Consider the following 17,711-nt stretch of genomic DNA (forward strand, 5'->3'; position numbering starts at 1 on the left):
TTATGCGCGTCCTTCATTTCTACAAAACTTATTATCCCGACTCGGTCGGCGGCATCGAACAGGTGATCCGCCAGATGTGCGTCGGCACCGGCCGCCTTGGCGTCACCAACCAAGTGCTGACCCTGACGCGCGAGAAGGACAATTTCGACTTCGAGTTCGACGGCCACCGCGTGCGCCGCGTGCCGCTCGACTTCGAGATCGCGTCGAACTCGGTGTCGTTCGCCGCCATCGGCGAACTTGCGCGCATGGCCGAACAGGCCGACGTGGTGCACTACCATTTCCCGTGGCCGTTCATGGACCTGGCCCACTTCGTCGCGCGCATCAACAAGCCGACGCTGGTGACCTACCACTCCGACATCGTGCGCCAGAAGCACTTGCTGCGCCTGTACCAGCCGCTCAAGCACCGCTTCCTGAAAAGCGTGGACGCCATCGTCGCCTCCTCGCCCAACTACATGGCCTCGTCGGAAGTGCTGGAGCGCTACCCGGACAAGACCCGCATCATCACCTATGGCCTGGACAAGAACACCTACCCGGCCGCCAGGCAGGAACTGCTGGACAAGTGGCGCGCCAAAGTCGGCGAGCGCTTCTTCCTGTTCGTCGGCGTGCTGCGCTATTACAAGGGCCTGCACATTTTGCTCGACGCGGTCGCCAATTCGGACTACCCGGTCGTGATCGTCGGCTCCGGCCCGATCGAAGCGGAGCTCAAGGCGCATGCCGAGCGGCTCGGCCTGAAGCACGTGCTGTTTGTCGGCGCGCTCGGCGAGGACGACAAGGCCGCGCTGCTGACCCTGTGCTACGCGATGGCGTTCCCGTCGCACCTGCGCTCGGAGGCGTTCGGCATCTCGCTGCTGGAAGGCGCGATGTACGGCAAGCCGATGATCTCGAGCGAGATCGGCACCGGCACCACCTACATCAACATCGACGGCGAAACCGGCCTGGTGGTCCCGCCGAGCGATCCGCAAGCGCTGGGCGCGGCCATGCGCAAGCTGTGGGACAACCCGCAGATGGCGGCCGAGATGGGCAAGCGCGCCGAGGCGCGCTACTGGGAGCTGTTCTCGTCGGAGACCATGGCGAAGAACTACGTGGCCCTGTACGAGGAGCTGGCAGCGCGCCATGCGGTCGCCCAGCTGGCGCACGCGGGTGCCTGATCGGCCGGTTGCCGCGCGCCCAAAATTGCTGGTATGCTGAATTCGCACAGCGGCAACACGGAGGTTGGCATGCGAATGCTTCACTCCCTGATGGGCTTTTTGCTGGCCGCGTCACTGGGCCAGGGCCACGCGGCGGCGCCGTCGCTAGACATCGCCACCGAAGAGTCGCCGCCGGCCAGCATGGTCGACGGCCGTACCGTGATCGGCAGTAGCACCGCGAAAGTGCGCGAAATCATGGCGCGCAGCGGCCTCCGCTACCGCATCGACTTGCTGCCGTGGAAGCGCGCGTATACCTCGGCGCTGCGGCGCGACAACGGCTGCGTCTATTCCACCACCCGCACACCCGAACGCGAACACCTGTTCCACTGGATCGGCCCGCTTGACGAAGCCGAATGGGTGCTGCTTGCGCGCGCCGACCGCGGCTACCAGTTCAAGACGCTGGAGGACGCGCGCGGCCTGCGCATCGGCACCTACAACGGCGACGCGCGCGAGGAATACCTGCGTTCGCGCGGATTCAACATCGACTCCGCCAATAACGACCTGATCAATCCACGCAAGCTGCTGCTGAACCGGATCGACCTGTGGGCCGCCAGCCTGCGGCGCGGCAGCTACGTGCTCGAGCAGAACGACTGGAGCAGCCGCATCGTGCCTGTGTTCACGTTCCGCAAAGTGCAGGTCTACCTTGCGTGCAACAAGCGCGTGCCGGCGGCCACCGCCATCCGCATGCAGGGCGCGCGCGACGCCATGGAGCGCGACGGCACCTCGCGCCGCATCGAGCGCAAATATGAGGCGTGGGAAAAGCACAAGGCCAAGGCGCCCTGAGCCGCTGCCGTCAGGCTCGACCCGGTCCCTTGAGATAGCGGGCGGCATGCTGCTAAACTCGTCAGGAATTTCGCAACAGGAATTCCAGACGATGAAAACCTATCACGGCAGCTGCCACTGCGGCGCGCTGCGCTTCGAAGCCGATATCGACCTGGGGCAGGGCACCCTGAAGTGCAACTGCTCGATTTGCCGCAAGCGGCGGTTCTGGCCGGCCATCGTCCGGCCCGGCGCCTTCCGCCTGCTCGACGGCACGCCGTCCGTGTACCTGTTCGGCGCCAGGCGCGATCATCATTATTTTTGCAAAGACTGCGGCGTGCACACGCACGGCACCGGCACGTCGCCGCGCTGGGGCGCGTTTTACGCGGTCAGCGTCACCTGCCTCGACGACGCCAGCGACAAGGAACTGGCGGCCGCGCCCACCACTTTTATCGACGGACGCAGCGATTGCTGGGACGCGGCGCCCGCTGTGGCCAGCTATCTGTAAGCAATTGTCGGCAAGCCTGGCCGCAGCCGACATGCAAGCGCGCCAAGCAAATGCGGAAAAATAAAATGAACAGTATCTGGAAAGCGCCGATGGGGATGATGTCCGCCCCCAAGTCCCTGGCCGCGCGCCGGCCGTTTTTGATAGCGGCCGCTTTATCGCTGGGCGCGGCGATTTCGCTTGGGTGATGGTGTTCGCATTGGGCCAGATCGTCGGTCCGTCTGTGATCGGGTGGATCGCCGACGGACCGGGCGGATTGCAGCGAGGGCTGATCTATTCGGCGCTGGCGCTATTTATCGGAGCGATACTGGCGTCGCGTCAAAACGCTTTGTAGCACGCGAAATCAACGCAGCACGTAGGCCGCAAGTACGCTTTGAACTTCGTAGATGCTGAGCTTCTTGTTGAACTGCTTTTTGAACGGAGCGGCGGTACCGGAGATCCAGATATTCAGTTCCGCATCCAGGTCGAACGTCCCGCCGGTTTCGATACTGAAGTGCGTGATGCTCTTGTACGGAATCGAGTGGTACTCGGTCTTGTTGCCCGTGATGCCTTGCTTATCCACGAGCACCAGGCGTTTGTCGGTGAAAACGAAATAATCGCGGATCAGCTGGTAGGCGTGTTCCACTTTCTCGTTCGGAGCAAGAATCTGCTCGAACTCCTGCTGCACTTTCGATGCATCGATTTTGGATGCATTACCTAAAACTCCGTCGAGCAAGCCCATGTCGTTTCCTTCGCGTTTAGAGAATCAACATCATACTGCAGAACTATTTCGTCACCGGCCCAAGCTGTTCCAGGATCGCATGTGCTGCTTTGACGCGGGCAGGGATCGGATAGTTTTTGTTCGCTAGCATCACGATACCAATCCTTGTCTCCGGGATGAACGCCACATAGGCGCCGAATCCGCCGGTGGATCCGGTCTTGTTGAACAAGGTGCGCTCAGAAGGCAGGTGCGGCCGGGCCAGTTGCTTCGCAGGATTGGGTTCGTGGATCATCGTGGCGGAGTTGCCGGCCAGCAGACGTTCCGCGGTGATGGGGTAGGGATATTGCTCCCATCCGAGCCCCTGGACCATGCCGCCGACCTGGAAGTAACCCACATGGGTTCCGGCAACGGCGCGCTGCATTGGGCCTGGCACCCGGGCCGGATCGATGTTCGCTTGCACGAAACGGAGCATGTCGACGGCGGTCGACTTGACGCCGTAGGCTTCGTCGCCGAATACGCCGGGGTTCACGCGGACGGGTTTGTTTTCCCTGTAGCCCCACGCGTAGTTGGCCATCGCACTTTTCGGCACAGTGATATAGCTGTCGCTCAGGCCGAGCCGGGGAAAGAGCTGGGTTTGCATCGCGTCGGCAAAATCACGTTTCAGGGCGAGGGCGGTGAGATGTCCGAACAGGCCGAGGCTGGGATTGGAATACTCGCGTCGGGTGCCGGGCGCGGCGTCCGGTTTCCACTGCTGGAAGTAGGCGGCCATCGTCGCGTTCTCGACTTCGTCGGGGAACTGCAGCGGGAGTCCGCCTGCGGTGTAGGTGCCGAGATTGAGCAGGCTCGCCTTGTCGATCGCGCTGCCCTTCAGCTGCGGCATGTATTTGCCCGGCTTGTCGTCCAGCGACAGCTTGCCAGTCACCTGCGCGTACGAGGCCAGCGTTGCCGTGAAAACCTTGCTGATGGAACCCATTTCGAACAGCGTTGTCTCGCTGACTGGCGTATTTTTCTCGCGCGACGCGACCCCATAGTTGAAGTACGTCGGTTTGCCATCGATCGTAATCGCGACAGCCATGCCGGGCACGTCGTGCTCGGCCATGAGAGGGCGGATCGCCGTGTCGACGACAGCGCGGATCGTTGCAGCGTCATCGGCGGCCCAGCTGCTGAGCGCGACGGAAGAACAAATGAAGGCAATTGCTGTACGGCGGGACGAGATGATCAAAGTGGGTGTTCCTTATTCTGGGCGAAAAAAAACCCGGCCTTCAAACCGGGGTGTCCGATGCGACGTGGAATTACGATCCTGCGAATGGCGTTCCGATAAGGCCGACGGCAAGTTCCGCCCAGACGAGCAGCAGTGCGACCGCGAGCACAGCGCCGATGACCAGCCGGGAGCGTGGATTGCTCATCTTCATTGTGCAGAGCACATACGCCAGGCCGGTGCCGGCGAGCAGCACGCCGGCGATGACGAAATCGGACAGGGTCCAGTTGACTTCGCCGGTGAACTGCATTGCGACGAAAGGCACCAGCAGGATTGCCGCGGTTACGAGCGCGACCACGCCAATCTTTTTCGCCGCCGACTGCTGCACGTTAAATCCGTGGTCACCGCTCATGGTTTTCATCGTCTGTTCCTTCGGTTAGCCGAATCTCCAGCTTAGCAGGGCTTTGTGTTGTTTTGTACAACGCAGGCGAAAAAAAACCGGCTTATGCCCTGATGGGGCACAAACCGGTCTTTTTCAATTAATTCGTTTTGCGTCGATGGTGCCTCGGGCCGGAATCGAACCGGCACGCCTTTCAGCGGCAGATTTTGAGTCTGCTGTGTCTACCAGTTCCACCACCAAGGCTCACACGCAAGGTCCGCATTATAGACCAGCGACGCACAGAAAACGAGCTTTTTTAACAGCCCGGCTCAGTCCAGCCGCTGGTACAGGCGGAAGCGTTCGTCGCGGTCGGTGGCGCGCCGGCCTTCCCACAGCAGTTTCCAGTTGCGGCCCTTCGGCGGGCGCAGCGCTTCGCGGTCGTCCTTGATCTTCACGCTGTCCTGCAACAGCAGCAGGTCGCATTTCTCGCGATCCTGGGTGACGCCGGCGAACGGCAGCTTGCCAAAGTAGGCGAACGAGGCGCGCTGCGGCTGGCCGACATTCGAGTCGATGCAGCCGCTGTTTTCAGGCAGCTTTTCGGCGATCTGCCGGGCCACCGTCGCGTAGCTCTTGCTGTAATTCAGGTCGGGCAGGAACAGCGTCATCACCAGCACCCACAACAGGATCAGGCCGCCGGACGACAGCACCACCGCGCGCCACAGTACCGATGGCCGGCGCGATACGCGCCAGTACACCAGGAAGAACCAGCCGATGGTGGCGCAGGCGGCCACCAGCACGGGAACGACCTGGAATTCGGGTTTGTAGCCAGGCAGCAGCTTGAGCAGGTTCTTGGCGAACTGCGCGGGCCAGCCGGTCAGCTTGGCGGCCCAGAACAGCCAGAAGATGCTGGCGATCATGGTCAGCACCATCACCGAGAACCAGTCGATCGCGTTGATCGCGCTGCGCTTCATCGTCGGCAGGCCGAACGCGGCCATGATCGCGAGCGGCGGCAGCAGCTTGAGCAGGTCGCCGTTTTCCGGCGCCGGGTCGCACAGCACCAGCAGCGTCAGCGCGCCGGTGAAGCAGAGCGGAAGCACGATGTGCAGCATGTGGCTCTGGCGGCGCCAGGCGTAGATCGCCCAGCCGGCGAACGGCAGCGCCGGCCAGAAGAACCAGATGCCGATGCGGAAGAAGCTCTTGATCGAGGTCCAGCCCGGCAGGCCGAACTGGCTGGCGTTCCATGCGATCCAGCCGGCGACCGGCGCCTGGCCATAAGGTTCCAGCAAGGTGGCGGGCGCGATCCAGACCAGCGCAATGGCGACCGCGGCCGCGCAGGCCACGGCAAGGTGGCTCAGCGTGCGGCCCGGCGGTACCGACAGGAAGCGGGTGCCGAGGAACAGCGTCAGGATCAGCGTGACGGGCGTCAGCCAGCCGCGCGTGAGGATCAGGCCGCCAAGGGACAGGCCGATCAGGACGGCGTTGCGCATACCCGGCGCCTCGACGTAGCGCACTGAGCGATACAGGAAGTAGGCGACCAGCGCGCCTTGCAGGGTAACGGCCAGGGTTTCATGGCTGAACAGCAGCAGGCCGAGGCAGCCGAGGTAGATCAGCGCGGCGGTGTCGGCCAGCGTGCGGCCGTAGTCGTTCGGTTCGGGCTGGCCGCCGAAGGCGAGGCGCAGCGGCTGGGCTTCGGGACGGCGTCCGAGGTGGAAGGCGGTGTACCAGACCGAAACGGTGCCGGTGACGAAAATGGCGATGGTCGAGACGCGGGCGGCGTTGACGTCGCCCAGCAGCCAGCCGAACAGCTTGATGCAGATGGCGCCCAGCCAGAACGCGAGCGGACCGTCTTCGGCGTACGGCAGGCCGGCGATGTTGGGCACCAGCCAGTCGTTGAGGCTGCCGTGCGCCATGGTCCACATGATGCCGAAGCTGCCGGCGTCGTCCTTCCACGGATCGCGGCCGATCAGGCCTGGCAGGATGTACAAGAGACCCAGTGCGAACAGGGCCCATCGAGGCAGCGCCAGGGTGGCGGCGGCGGGAAGGCGGACTGGCTTCATCGATAGCGGTAGGGAAAAATTTGGTAAGGCGTAGTATCAACGAAAAAAAAGCAGCCGGGGGCTGCTTTTTTTCCGCTGCAACTTCCAGCGTGCATCGCGCGGCGATTAGCCTGCTGCGATTTCGGTCTTCGAACCGACTTTGCCGAACTTCTGGCGGAACTTTTCAACGCGGCCAGCGGTGTCGACGATCTTGTGCTTGCCGGTGAAGAACGGGTGCGATTCAGCGGACACCTCGATCTTGACCAGTGGGTATTCTTTACCGTCGTGGGTGATCTTGTCGCGGGTCTGGATCGTCGAGCGGGTGACGAATTTGAAATCGCACGACAGGTCGTGGAACACTACTTCGCGGTAATCTGGATGGATATCGGTCTTCATTTGTATAGCCTCGGTTGGTTTGGTAGCCAAACACCACTTCGTCGGTCGGACTTGCTTCGTGACCCGATTGTTGTTCACTTGCCAGGGGTTAAATACTGCAACCGGCGATTATACAGGGGATTGGTGGGGGAGGGCAAATGCTGCTAGCGCCTTGGCTGGGTGAGGACGGCTTGCTCAACGCGGTCTGCAAGCGAGTTGATCAGGCTGAGCATGGTGAGCGACATTCCACCAAACCCCAGAAGCATCGCGATTGCCATCGCAGCAAGCCATTTGTGTACCCCGGCGATCGATTTATGCAACTCGGTGATCACGCGCATTTCAAGTTGCGCCAGATCGGCCTTCGTAGCAAGCGTAGGCAGGATAGTATCGAAACGCGTTTCGAGCACGGTCAGTCGGCGGTCCATCTGTCTAATATAGTCATCGTGATCACCGTTCGCAATGTCGGACTCCATGAACGCTCCCATGCTAATCCTGCTAGTTTGCGTAAGCGTCGCGGGTTGTCGTTGAGGTGTGTCTATAGTGCGCGTAAACGTAAAAACGGACGGCAATGCCGTCCGTTCCTGAGATGCTTCTGGCAGGTATTAACCCCCGCGGCGCATCATGTCGAAGAATTCCGCGTTGGTCTTCGTCGCACGCATCTTGTCGAGGATGAACTCCATCGCTTCGATCTCGTCCATCGAGTACAGCAGCTTGCGCAGGATCCAGATCTTCTGCAGCTGGTCCGGCTTGATCAGCAACTCTTCGCGGCGCGTGCCGGATTTGTTCAGGTTGATCGCAGGGTAGACGCGCTTCTCGGCCAGGCGGCGCTCGAGGTGCACTTCCATGTTGCCGGTACCCTTGAATTCTTCGTAGATCACGTCATCCATGCGCGAACCGGTTTCGATCAGCGCGGTGGCGATGATGGTCAGCGAGCCGCCTTCTTCGATGTTGCGCGCGGCGCCGAAGAAGCGCTTAGGACGCTGCAGCGCGTTGGCGTCGACACCACCGGTCAGCACCTTGCCCGATGCCGGGATCACGGTGTTGTAGGCGCGTGCCAGGCGGGTGATCGAGTCGAGCAGGATGATGACGTCCTTCTTCATCTCGACCAGGCGCTTGGCCTTTTCCAGCACCATTTCGGCGACCTGGACGTGGCGGGTTGCCGGTTCGTCGAAGGTCGATGCGACCACTTCGCCGCGCACGGAGCGCTGCATCTCGGTGACTTCTTCAGGACGTTCGTCGATCAGCAGGACGATCAGGGTGCAGTCAGGATGGTTCGCGGTGATCGCGTGCGCAATGTGCTGCAGCAGGACCGACTTGCCGGACTTCGGCGACGCCACCAGCAGGCCGCGCTGGCCCTTGCCGATTGGCGCGATCAGGTCGACGATGCGGCCGGTGATGTTTTCCTGGCCGTTCATGTCGCGCTCGAGGCGCAGCGGCTCGTTCGGGTGCAGCGGGGTCAGGTTCTCGAACAGGATGCGGTGCTTGCTCGCTTCCGGCGATTCGCCGTTGACCTTGTCGACCTTGACCAGCGCGAAATAGCGTTCGCCGTCTTTCGGAGTACGCACTTCGCCTTCGATCGAGTCGCCGGTGTGCAGGTTGAAGCGGCGGATCTGCGAAGGCGAGATGTAGATGTCGTCGGTGGACGCCATGTAGCTGGCGTCGGGCGAGCGCAGGAAGCCGAAGCCGTCAGGCAGCACTTCGAGGGCGCCGTCGCCAAAAATTTGTTCGCCGGATTTCGCGCGCTTTTTCAGGATCGCGAACATCAGCTCTTGCTTGCGCAGGCGCGCAGCGTTGTCGATATCAAGGCCGATCGCCATCTCAAGGAGGGCTGAGACGTGCATCGCCTTTAGTTCAGATAAGTGCATGTGTTGAGTCCCGTGACGGGAGGTAAAGGTAGGGGAGGGAACTGCGTGGGTTAATCAAGTTGGGAAGGAATCAGTCGAGGCTGTTTCGCTTCCCGGCCAGTCGTTGGCGGCAGTGCGGGCGCGCTGCCGCCGCTTAATGTCTCTTTAGATATTGCTGTCGATGAAGGACGTCAGCTGGCCCTTGGCCATCGCGCCAACCTTCTGCGCGGCTGCAACGCCGTTCTTGAACAGGATCAGGGTCGGGATGCCGCGGATGCCGAACTTGGCAGGCACAGCCTGGTTCGCATCGACGTCCATCTTGGCGATCAGGATCTTGCCGTCATATTCTTTAGCGACTTCTTCGAGGATCGGGCCGATCGCCTTGCATGGACCGCACCACTCGGCCCAGAAGTCGACCAGGACTGGACGCTCGGATTTCAAAACGTCCGCTTCGAAGGACGCGTCGCTAATGTGTTTGATGTTTTCGCTCATTTTTTCCTCAAATCAGAGGTGGGTCAATAACGCCTGGGATTTAGCCGACCCTGCTAAAAGGTATCGCCATCCGGCTTCCGGTTTTACTTGCAACACTTATGGTGGAGACTGTGTTGCCAATTTCAAGATTCGGAAGGGCGGCAAGAGGGTGTCAGGCGGGGAATTAGCCGAAATAATAACCTATTTTCCATATCGTGTCGTGCGCTTGTACAAATTCTCGTGCGCTCAATGGCTGCGGCCCGGGCGCGCGGCCACCAGCCCTTCGACGACGCCGCGCAGCGCATCGAGCGACAGCGGCTTCGCAAATGAGCCAAGGACGCGCAATCCGTAAGCGCTGGCCAGGCCTTCCGCCGCATTGCGCACGCCTTTGTCCAGGCCCGAGAGCAGCACCACGCTGCCGGCAAAGCCGGTACGCGACGCCGCCTGCATGAATTCGATGCCGTCCATCTCCGGCAGGGACAGGTCGCAGACCAGCAAGTCGGGCGCGTTGGTGGGCAGGGTGCGCAGCGCGCTGCGCGCGCAGGTCGCGCGCAAGACGTCGAACGAGCCAAGCTCGTCGAGCATGCCATGCAGCAGTTCCAGCATAAAGGGGTCGTCGTCCAGCAGCAGCACGCGCAAGGGCGCGGCGGCCATATTCGTTTCACTCATCGGTATCCACTAATTTTATTGTAATTTATCGTTACAGCGGCGGGTTGGATTATCAACCATGAAACACGCGCCATGCACTATGCATTACAAAAATATCAGTGTGTTGGTAAAACGATACGATCCCTCGAGGGGGTGTGAAATACTATTTCGAAGATTGGCGTTCCGTGAAAGGAAATTTCACCCCAGCGCGCCGGCGAACTGGTAGAGCTGGCCTGGATGCCACATCGTGACGACCGAGGCGATCTGGTCATGCGATTGCGTTTTGCGCTTCAGGACGAGGCAGCAGGTGCGCGGTTCGATCGCCAGCATGTCGGCGATCGGGCGCGGTGCAGGCAGCGCTTCGATACTGTAAGTAGCGCTCTGGAGCGGCGCGGCCGTCATCAGGTACTGGTTCGGGGTGCTGGCGTGGAAGTCCTGTTCGAGGTAATCCGGCGCGCAATCCGGGTTGACCCAGCGGTCCTCGACCTGGATCGGGACATCGTTCTCGAAGTGGACGATGACCGAATGGAACAGCAGATGCCCGGCCGGCAGGCCGAACTGCAGCGCCATCGCGTCGCTGGCTTTGGCCGGCTCCAGCCGGTGCAGGTGGCTGCGGTGTTCGTGGCCGCGCGCGCGGATCTCGTCGGCGATGTTGCGGATTTCGACCAGCGTGGCCTGGTACTTCTGCGCCGCGACGAAGGTGCCCGAGCCCTGGCGGCGCGTCAGCACCTGCTCGGCGGTCAGTTCGCGCACCGCGCGGTTGACGGTCATGCGTGAGACGCCGAACTGGCGCACCAGCGCCTGCTCGGACGGAACCACGTCGCCTTCCTTCCAGCGGCCCGCGGCGATCTCGCCTAGCAGGTAATCCTTGATACGCTGGGAAATGGGCGTGCTGTCTTGCGCAATCTGATCTTCCAAACTACTCTCCGAAGGCCGGCTTAAAAGCCGATTCTAGCACCGCGCGGCCCAACTGAATTCAAAAGCAAGCGCCGGGATGACGATGGTTGCGCCAGGCGCGAAGATGCGGGCATCAACCACGCGAGGTGCACCATGAAAGCAGAGATGATCAAAGCAAGATACGCCAGCGACGATGAACGCTGGGAAGCGGTGCAGCAGCGCGACAGCGGCGCCGACGGCATTTTCTATTACTCGGTCAGGAGCACCGGCGTGTACTGCCGCCCGTCCTGCGCCGCCCGTCCGGCCCTGCGCAAGAACGTCGCCTTCCATGAATGCTGCGCCGATGCCGAGAAGGCCGGGTTCCGCGCCTGCCTGCGCTGCAAGCCGGGCCAGCCGACGCTGGCCGAACGCCATGCGCAAGTGGTGGCGCAAGCCTGCCGCATCATCGATGCCGCCGACGGCGCGCCCGACCTCGACACCATGGCCCAGGCGTGCGGCATGAGCCGCTTCCACTTCCACCGCATCTTCAAGGCGCACACCGGCATCACGCCGAAAGCGTACGCCGACGCCGGCCGCGCGCGCCGCGTGCAGCAGGGACTGGCCGATGCGCCGACCGTCACCGACGCGATCTATGCGGCCGGCTTCAATTCCAGCGGCCGGTTTTATGCGGCGTCGGCGCAGGTGCTCGGCATGACGCCGCAAGCCTTCCGCGCCGGCGGCAGCGGGACCAGCATCCGCTTTGCCATCGCCGACAGTTCACTCGGCGCCATCCTCGTCGCGGCCACCGGCAAAGGCATCTGCGCGATCCTGATGGGCGACGATCCCGAACTGCTGGTGCGCGACCTGCAGGACCGTTTCCCGAAGGCCGAACTGCGCGGCGCGGAAGCCGATTTCGAACACACGGTGGCGCAGGTGGTCGCCTTCGTCGAAGCGCCCCAGATCGGCCTCGACCTGCCGCTGGACGTGCGCGGCACCGCGTTCCAGCAGCGCGTATGGCAGGCGCTGCGCGAGATACCGGCCGGGCAGACGGTCAGCTATGCCGAACTGGCCGAACGAGTGGGCCTGCCGAAAGGCGCGCGTGCCATCGCCGGAGCCTGCGCGGCGAATCCGGTTGCAGTGGCGATCCCGTGCCACCGCGTGGTGCGTATCGACGGCAGCATCTCGGGTTATCGCTGGGGCGTCGAGCGTAAACACGCGCTGCTCAAGCGCGAAGGCGCCAAATAATGCTGCGGCCGGACGACTGGGAACGCATCGGCGCCGATCTCGATAACTTCGGCTGCGTCGTGCGACAACGACATTTGGGGGACATTTGGGACATTTGGACATTTGGGGTCAGGTCTGACATTCCGACATTTGGGGTCAGGTCTGACATTCGGACACGGCCTCAACCGTATCCGCATGAGCTCGTGTCCGAATGTCAGACCTGACCCCAAAGCGGACCCCAAAGCGGACCCCAAAGCGGTGATCTTCCCGGTCAGTTACCGCCCGGTCAACGGCACCCGCGGCATTTATCGCGTCAATCTGCGGCATGGCGTAAGCCGGCTGCGCTCCGGATTGCGCCACACCCTCGGCATGATCTTCCACGACGCCGAATAGCCCGGTACACTCCGGTAGTTGTATTTGAAACCACTACCGGAGAGTTCGATGCGCCCGATCCATTTGTCCCGTTCCCTGTTCGTCCTTGCTTGCCTCGGCGCGTTTGCGCCGGCCCACGCCGACACTGTCATCGACAACGCCAACGGCTACACGCTCAACAGCAAGAATGAACTGGTGCGCTTCGCCTCGCTGGCGTTCGACGACAAGGGACGGATCATCGCGGTTGGGGGCGCAAACGAAGTCGCGGCAAAGGCGAAGAACGCGCGCCACATCGACGTGCAGGGCAAGACGGTGCTGCCAGGCCTGATCGACGCGCACGGCCACGTGTTCGGCCTCGGCGAGATGCTGACCCAGCTCGACCTCTCCACCTCCGCCAAGCTGGCCGACGCGGTCAAGGCAGCTGGCGACTACGCCCGCGCCAATCCTGGCCAGGCATGGCTGCGCGGGGGCGGATGGAACCAGGAGATATGGAAGCTCGGCCGCTTCCCGACCGCCGCCGAACTCGATGGCGCCGTCAAGGACCGCCCGATCTGGCTCGCGCGCGTCGACGGCCACGCCGGCTGGGGCAACTCACGCGTACTGCAACTGGCCGGCATCACCAAGGACACGCCCGACCCGGTCGGCGGCAAGATCGTGCGCGACGCGAACGGCAACCCGACCGGCGTGTTGATCGACTCCGCCCAGGACCTCGTCACCAGGGTCATGCCGAAGCAGACCGAGGCCGAAGCGCGCCGCGTGCTTGACCGCTCGCTCCAGCAGATCGCGAAGATGGGCCTGACCAGTGTGCACGACGCCGGCATCGACGCCGGCAACGACCGCCTGTATCGCGACTATGCCGACAACAAGAAGCTGACCACGCGCGTGTACGGCATGATCGGCGACGTCGGCAAGGACTTCGACGAGCTGTCGAAAAAGGGTCCGTTGAAAACCTACGCCAACGATGTGTACGCGCTGCGCGCGGTGAAGCTGTATTCCGACGGCGCGCTGGGCAGCCGCGGCGCCGCGCTGATCGAGCCGTACAGCGACGAGCCGAAATCGCACGGCCTGCTGTTCCGCAAAAGCCCCGACATCTACGGCCTGATGGAAAAGGCGATGCGGAAGGGCTACCAGGTCAACGTGCACGCCATCGGCGACGCCGGCAACCGCCAGATCCTCGACGGCTACAAGAAGCTGGTCGGCGGCACCGCCACCGGCCCGCTGCGCCACCGCATGGAGCACGCGCAGGTCGTCACGATGGAGGACATCGCGCGCTTCAAGGAGATCGGCATCGTTCCGTCGATGCAGCCGACGCACGCCACCTCCGACATGAATATGGCCGAAGACCGCGTCGGGCCGAAGCGCATCAAGGGCGCGTACGCATGGCGCACCTTCCTCAAGCAGGGCTCGAAGATCGCCTGCGGCTCCGACTTCCCGGTCGAATCGCCGAACCCGTTCTACGGCATCCACGCCGCCGTCACACGCCAGGACGCATCCGGCAAGCCGGCCGGCGGCTGGTACGCAAACGAAGCGATGACCCTGAAAGAAGCGTTCCGCTGCTTCACCCTTGACGCGGCCTATGCGGGGCAGCAGGAAAATTCCCTGGGCTCGCTGGAGACGGGAAAGTGGGCCGACTTCATCGTCATCGACCAGGACCTGTTCAAGATGCCGGCGAAAGACATCCACAAGACCGTCGTGCTTCAGACCTGGGTGGGAGGACAGCAGGTGTTCGGCGCAAAATAAACGACGCAAAAAATATTGACTGCGTTGTATATACAACTTAGACTTTGAGGATGCATGATGGGGTGCGCTGGAAGCGCGCCTTTTTAACTTTCAAGGAACAACGCCATGAGCCAAGATTCGAACCACCTGGACGACGATCCGCGTTACGACGGCAGCCGCGAGATCCGCGCGCCGCGCGGTACTGAACTCTCCTGCAAAAGCTGGCTCACCGAAGCCGCCTACCGCATGATCCAGAATAACCTCGACGCCGAGGTGGCCGAGAATCCGAAGCACCTGGTGGTCTACGGCGGCATCGGCCGCGCAGCCCGCAACTGGGCCTGCTACGACCAGATCCTCGCCTCGCTGCGCGAGCTCGAAGACGACCAGACCCTGCTGATCCAGTCGGGCAAACCGGTCGGCGTCTTCCAGACCCACGAGAACGCGCCGCGCGTGCTGATCGCGAACTCCAACCTGGTGCCGAAGTGGGCCAACTGGGAACACTTCAACGAACTCGATCGCAAAGGCCTGTTCATGTACGGCCAGATGACCGCGGGCAGCTGGATCTACATCGGCACCCAGGGCATCGTGCAGGGCACCTACGAGACCTTCGCCGAAGCCGGCCGCCAGCACTTCGGCGGCGACTGGGGCGGGCGCTGGATCCTGACGGCTGGCCTGGGCGGCATGGGCGGCGCGCAGCCGCTGGCCGCGACCTTCGCCGGCGCGGTCTCGCTGAACATCGAATGCCAGCAAAGCAGCATCGACTTCCGCCTGCGCACCCGCTACGTCGACAAGCAGGCGAAGGATATCGACGATGCCATCGCGCTGATCAAGCACCACACCGAAAAGCGCGAAGCTGTTTCGATCGCACTGCTCGGCAATGCGGCTGACGTCCTGCCCGAACTGGTCAGGCGCGCCAAGGCCGGCGGCATCCTGCCCGACCTGGTCACCGACCAGACCTCGGCGCATGACCTGATCAACGGCTACCTGCCGCGCGGCTGGACCGTGGAGCAGTGGAAGGCTGCGCAGAAAGACCCGTCGCAGCACGCGCGCCTGCAGGCCGAAGCTGCCGCGTCGTGCGCGGTGCACGTGCAGGCGATCCTCGACTTCCACGCGATGGGCATCAAGGCCGTCGACTACGGCAACAACATCCGCCAGGTCGCGCTGGATGAAGGCGTCAAGGATGCATTCGCGTTCCCGGGCTTCGTGCCGGCTTACATCCGCCCGCAGTTCTGCGAAGGCCGCGGCCCGTTCCGCTGGGTTGCGCTGTCGGGCGATCCGGAAGACATCTACAAGACCGACGCCAAGATCAAGGAACTATTCCCGCACCACGCGCAGGTACACCGCTGGCTCGACATGGCGCGCGATCGCATCGCCTTCCAGGGCCTGCCGGCGCGTATCTGCTGGCTGGGACTGGGCGAGCGCCACATCGCCGGCCTCGCATTCAATGAGATGGTGCGCACCGGCGAACTGAAGGCGCCAATCGTCATCGGCCGCGACCACCTCGACACCGGCTCGGTCGCAAGCCCTAACCGCGAAACCGAAAGCATGCGCGACGGGACCGACGCGGTATCCGACTGGCCGCTGCTGAACGCGATGCTGAACACCGCCGGCGGCGCGACCTGGGTCTCGCTGCACCATGGCGGCGGCGTCGGCATGGGCTACTCGCAGCATTCGGGCGTGGTCATCGTTGCCGACGGTACCGACGCAGCTGCCAAGCGGCTTGCGCGCGTGCTGGTCAACGACAGCGGTTCCGGCGTGATGCGCCACGCCGACGCTGGCTATGAAACCGCCATCGACTGCGCCAAGCGCAACGGCCTGAATCTTCCAATGATCAAATAGGAACGACGAGACAATGAACATGAATCCAAACACTGGCTGGACCCTGGAACCTGGCGCTATGACGCTCGCCGACCTGCGTTCCGTATGGGCGTCGCACACCAAACTGACCCTGGCCGCTGAAGCCTATCCGGTCATCCGCGCATCCGCGGCTGCGGTCGAAAAGATCGTGGCCAAGGGCGACGCCGCCTACGGCATCAACACCGGTTTCGGCCTGCTGGCCAAGACCCGCATCCCCGACGCCAAGCTCGGAGAACTGCAGCGCAACCTGATCCTGTCGCACTCGGTCGGCACCGGCGATCTGCTGTCGGATGCAGTGGTGCGCCTGATCGTGCTGATGAAGATCGGCAGCCTGGCGCGCGGCTTCTCCGGCGTGCGCCCGGTGATCATCGACTCGCTGATCGCCATTTACAACGCAGGCATCACGCCGGCGATTCCGGCCAAAGGTTCGGTCGGGGCATCAGGCGACCTCGCACCGCTGGCGCACATGACGCTGGCGATCATGGGCGTGGGCCAGGTACGCGTTGACGGCAAGCTGGTCGACGCGACCGACGCACTCAAGGCGGCCGGCATCGAGCCAGTCGTGCTGGCGGCGAAGGAAGGGCTGGCGCTGATCAACGGCACCCAGACCTCGACCGCGCTGGCGCTGCACGGACTGTTCATGGCCGAACGCCTGCTGGAAGCTGGCGTCGTGACCGGCGCGCTGTCGCTGGATGCTGCGAAGGGCAGCGATTCCCCGTTCGACGCGCGGGTGCATGAAGTGCGCGGCCAGCCGGGCCAGATCGCCACGGCGGCCATGTACCGTGAGCTGGTGTCGGGCAGCGCAATCCGCGCCTCGCACCTGCTCGGCGACGAGCGCGTGCAGGACCCGTACAGCCTGCGCTGCCAGCCGCAAGTCATGGGCGCTGTCATGGATATCGTCAAAAACGCCGCCCGCACCTTGCTGATCGAAGCGAACGCCGTCACCGACAACCCGCTGATCTTCCCGGAGACCGGCGAGATCATCTCGGGCGGTAACTTCCACGCCGAGCCGGTCGCTTTTGCCGCCGACACGCTGGCGCTGGCCATCGCCGAAATCGGCGCGCTGTCCGAGCGCCGCATCGCGCTGCTGATCGACGCCACGCTGTCAGGCCTGCCGCCATTCCTGGTGCGCGACCCCGGCGTCAACTCCGGCTTCATGATCGCCCACGTCACCGCTGCCGCGCTGGCGTCCGAGAACAAGTCGCTGGCGCATCCGGCCAGCGTCGACAGCCTGCCGACGTCGGCCAACCAGGAAGACCACGTCAGCATGGCGACCTTCGCTGCGCGCCGGCTCGACGATATGGCGCAGAATACGGCTGTCATCGTCGGCATCGAGCTGCTGGCGGCGGCGCAGGGCGTCGACTTCCATCGCCCGCTCACGTCGTCCGCGCACCTGGAACAGGTGCACGGCCAGCTGCGCCGGAAGGTGCCTTTCTTCGACACCGACCGCTTCTTCGCGCCGGACATCGAAGCCGCCAAGCAGATGGTCATCAAGGGTGAACTGAGCGCGTCCTGCAAGGAGCTGTTCGCGTCGCTGTATAACTGATTCAGGAGTCACGGC

General features: G+C 63.1%; 17 protein-coding genes, 1 tRNA gene and 2 pseudogenes. 9 read left to right on the forward strand and 11 right to left on the reverse strand.

Going from position 1 to position 17,711, the window contains the following annotated elements:
- The first annotated feature begins 2 nt into the window (after positions 1-2).
- From HHL21_RS10880 to HHL21_RS10895, 4 genes and pseudogenes are all read left to right on the forward strand, one after another.
- Positions 3-1,148, forward strand: a complete 1,146-nt coding sequence (locus tag HHL21_RS10880) for a glycosyltransferase family 4 protein (protein WP_169465622.1) — start codon at positions 3-5, stop codon at positions 1,146-1,148.
- A gap of 69 nt (positions 1,149-1,217) precedes the next feature.
- A complete protein-coding gene (locus tag HHL21_RS10885) occupies positions 1,218-1,970 on the forward strand; it encodes a substrate-binding periplasmic protein (protein WP_229496303.1) in 753 nt (250 codons plus the stop codon).
- A gap of 91 nt (positions 1,971-2,061) precedes the next feature.
- Positions 2,062-2,454: a GFA family protein gene (locus tag HHL21_RS10890; RefSeq protein ID WP_169465624.1), complete on the forward strand. Its 393-nt coding sequence runs from the start codon at positions 2,062-2,064 to the stop codon at positions 2,452-2,454.
- A 181-nt stretch (positions 2,455-2,635) separates the two neighbouring features.
- Positions 2,636-2,785, forward strand: a pseudogene (locus HHL21_RS10895) (YbfB/YjiJ family MFS transporter); the annotation flags it as partial.
- Between the two features lie 9 nt (positions 2,786-2,794).
- Here the strand turns inward: HHL21_RS10895 and HHL21_RS10900 are convergent.
- From HHL21_RS10900 to hutC, 11 genes are all read right to left on the reverse strand, one after another.
- Positions 2,795-3,172, reverse strand: a complete 378-nt coding sequence (locus tag HHL21_RS10900) for a PH domain-containing protein (protein WP_169465627.1) — start codon at positions 3,170-3,172, stop codon at positions 2,795-2,797.
- A gap of 43 nt (positions 3,173-3,215) precedes the next feature.
- A complete protein-coding gene (gene ampC / locus HHL21_RS10905; protein ID WP_370659710.1) occupies positions 3,216-4,367 on the reverse strand; it encodes a class C beta-lactamase in 1,152 nt (383 codons plus the stop codon).
- Positions 4,368-4,443: 76 nt separating this feature from the next.
- A complete protein-coding gene (locus HHL21_RS10910; protein ID WP_206085725.1) occupies positions 4,444-4,770 on the reverse strand; it encodes a hypothetical protein in 327 nt (108 codons plus the stop codon).
- A 137-nt stretch (positions 4,771-4,907) separates the two neighbouring features.
- A tRNA-Leu gene (locus HHL21_RS10915) sits at positions 4,908-4,992 on the reverse strand.
- Between the two features lie 65 nt (positions 4,993-5,057).
- The gene (locus tag HHL21_RS10920; protein WP_169465631.1) at positions 5,058-6,785 is read right to left on the reverse strand and encodes an ArnT family glycosyltransferase; all 1,728 of its coding nucleotides are present in this window, start codon (positions 6,783-6,785) and stop codon (positions 5,058-5,060) included.
- 105 nt (positions 6,786-6,890) lie between these two features.
- The gene (locus HHL21_RS10925) at positions 6,891-7,160 is read right to left on the reverse strand and encodes a type B 50S ribosomal protein L31 (RefSeq protein WP_169465633.1); all 270 of its coding nucleotides are present in this window, start codon (positions 7,158-7,160) and stop codon (positions 6,891-6,893) included.
- A 143-nt stretch (positions 7,161-7,303) separates the two neighbouring features.
- On the reverse strand, positions 7,304-7,612 hold the full coding sequence (locus tag HHL21_RS10930; RefSeq protein WP_169465635.1) for a hypothetical protein: 309 nt from the start codon (positions 7,610-7,612) through the stop codon (positions 7,304-7,306).
- A gap of 129 nt (positions 7,613-7,741) precedes the next feature.
- On the reverse strand, positions 7,742-9,004 hold the full coding sequence (gene rho, locus HHL21_RS10935) for a transcription termination factor Rho (protein WP_169465637.1): 1,263 nt from the start codon (positions 9,002-9,004) through the stop codon (positions 7,742-7,744).
- 144 nt (positions 9,005-9,148) lie between these two features.
- Positions 9,149-9,475 (reverse strand): thioredoxin TrxA, encoded by a 327-nt coding sequence (gene trxA / locus HHL21_RS10940; RefSeq protein WP_169465639.1) that lies wholly within the window; start codon positions 9,473-9,475, stop codon positions 9,149-9,151.
- Positions 9,476-9,700: 225 nt separating this feature from the next.
- On the reverse strand, positions 9,701-10,123 hold the full coding sequence (locus HHL21_RS10945; RefSeq protein ID WP_229496305.1) for a response regulator: 423 nt from the start codon (positions 10,121-10,123) through the stop codon (positions 9,701-9,703).
- Positions 10,124-10,300: 177 nt separating this feature from the next.
- The gene (gene hutC / locus HHL21_RS10950; RefSeq protein ID WP_169465641.1) at positions 10,301-11,020 is read right to left on the reverse strand and encodes a histidine utilization transcriptional repressor HutC; all 720 of its coding nucleotides are present in this window, start codon (positions 11,018-11,020) and stop codon (positions 10,301-10,303) included.
- 144 nt (positions 11,021-11,164) lie between these two features.
- Between hutC and ada the strand changes: the two genes are divergently transcribed.
- From ada to hutH, 5 genes and pseudogenes are all read left to right on the forward strand, one after another.
- A complete protein-coding gene (ada, locus tag HHL21_RS10955) occupies positions 11,165-12,223 on the forward strand; it encodes a bifunctional DNA-binding transcriptional regulator/O6-methylguanine-DNA methyltransferase Ada (protein WP_229496307.1) in 1,059 nt (352 codons plus the stop codon).
- Between the two features lie 165 nt (positions 12,224-12,388).
- A pseudogene (locus HHL21_RS10960) lies at positions 12,389-12,595 on the forward strand (2OG-Fe(II) oxygenase); the annotation flags it as partial.
- 48 nt (positions 12,596-12,643) lie between these two features.
- Entirely contained in the window at positions 12,644-14,314 is a 1,671-nt protein-coding gene (locus HHL21_RS10965) for an amidohydrolase (protein WP_169465646.1), read from the forward strand.
- Between the two features lie 105 nt (positions 14,315-14,419).
- Complete coding sequence (gene hutU, locus HHL21_RS10970) at positions 14,420-16,132, forward strand: urocanate hydratase (protein ID WP_169465648.1); 1,713 nt, start codon at positions 14,420-14,422, stop codon at positions 16,130-16,132.
- Positions 16,133-16,151: 19 nt separating this feature from the next.
- The gene (gene hutH / locus HHL21_RS10975) at positions 16,152-17,696 is read left to right on the forward strand and encodes a histidine ammonia-lyase (RefSeq protein WP_370659703.1); all 1,545 of its coding nucleotides are present in this window, start codon (positions 16,152-16,154) and stop codon (positions 17,694-17,696) included.
- Positions 17,697-17,711 lie beyond the last annotated feature (15 nt).

This window comes from Massilia polaris (genome assembly GCF_012927275.1).
Lineage (GTDB): Bacteria > Pseudomonadota > Gammaproteobacteria > Burkholderiales > Burkholderiaceae_D > Telluria_A > Telluria_A polaris.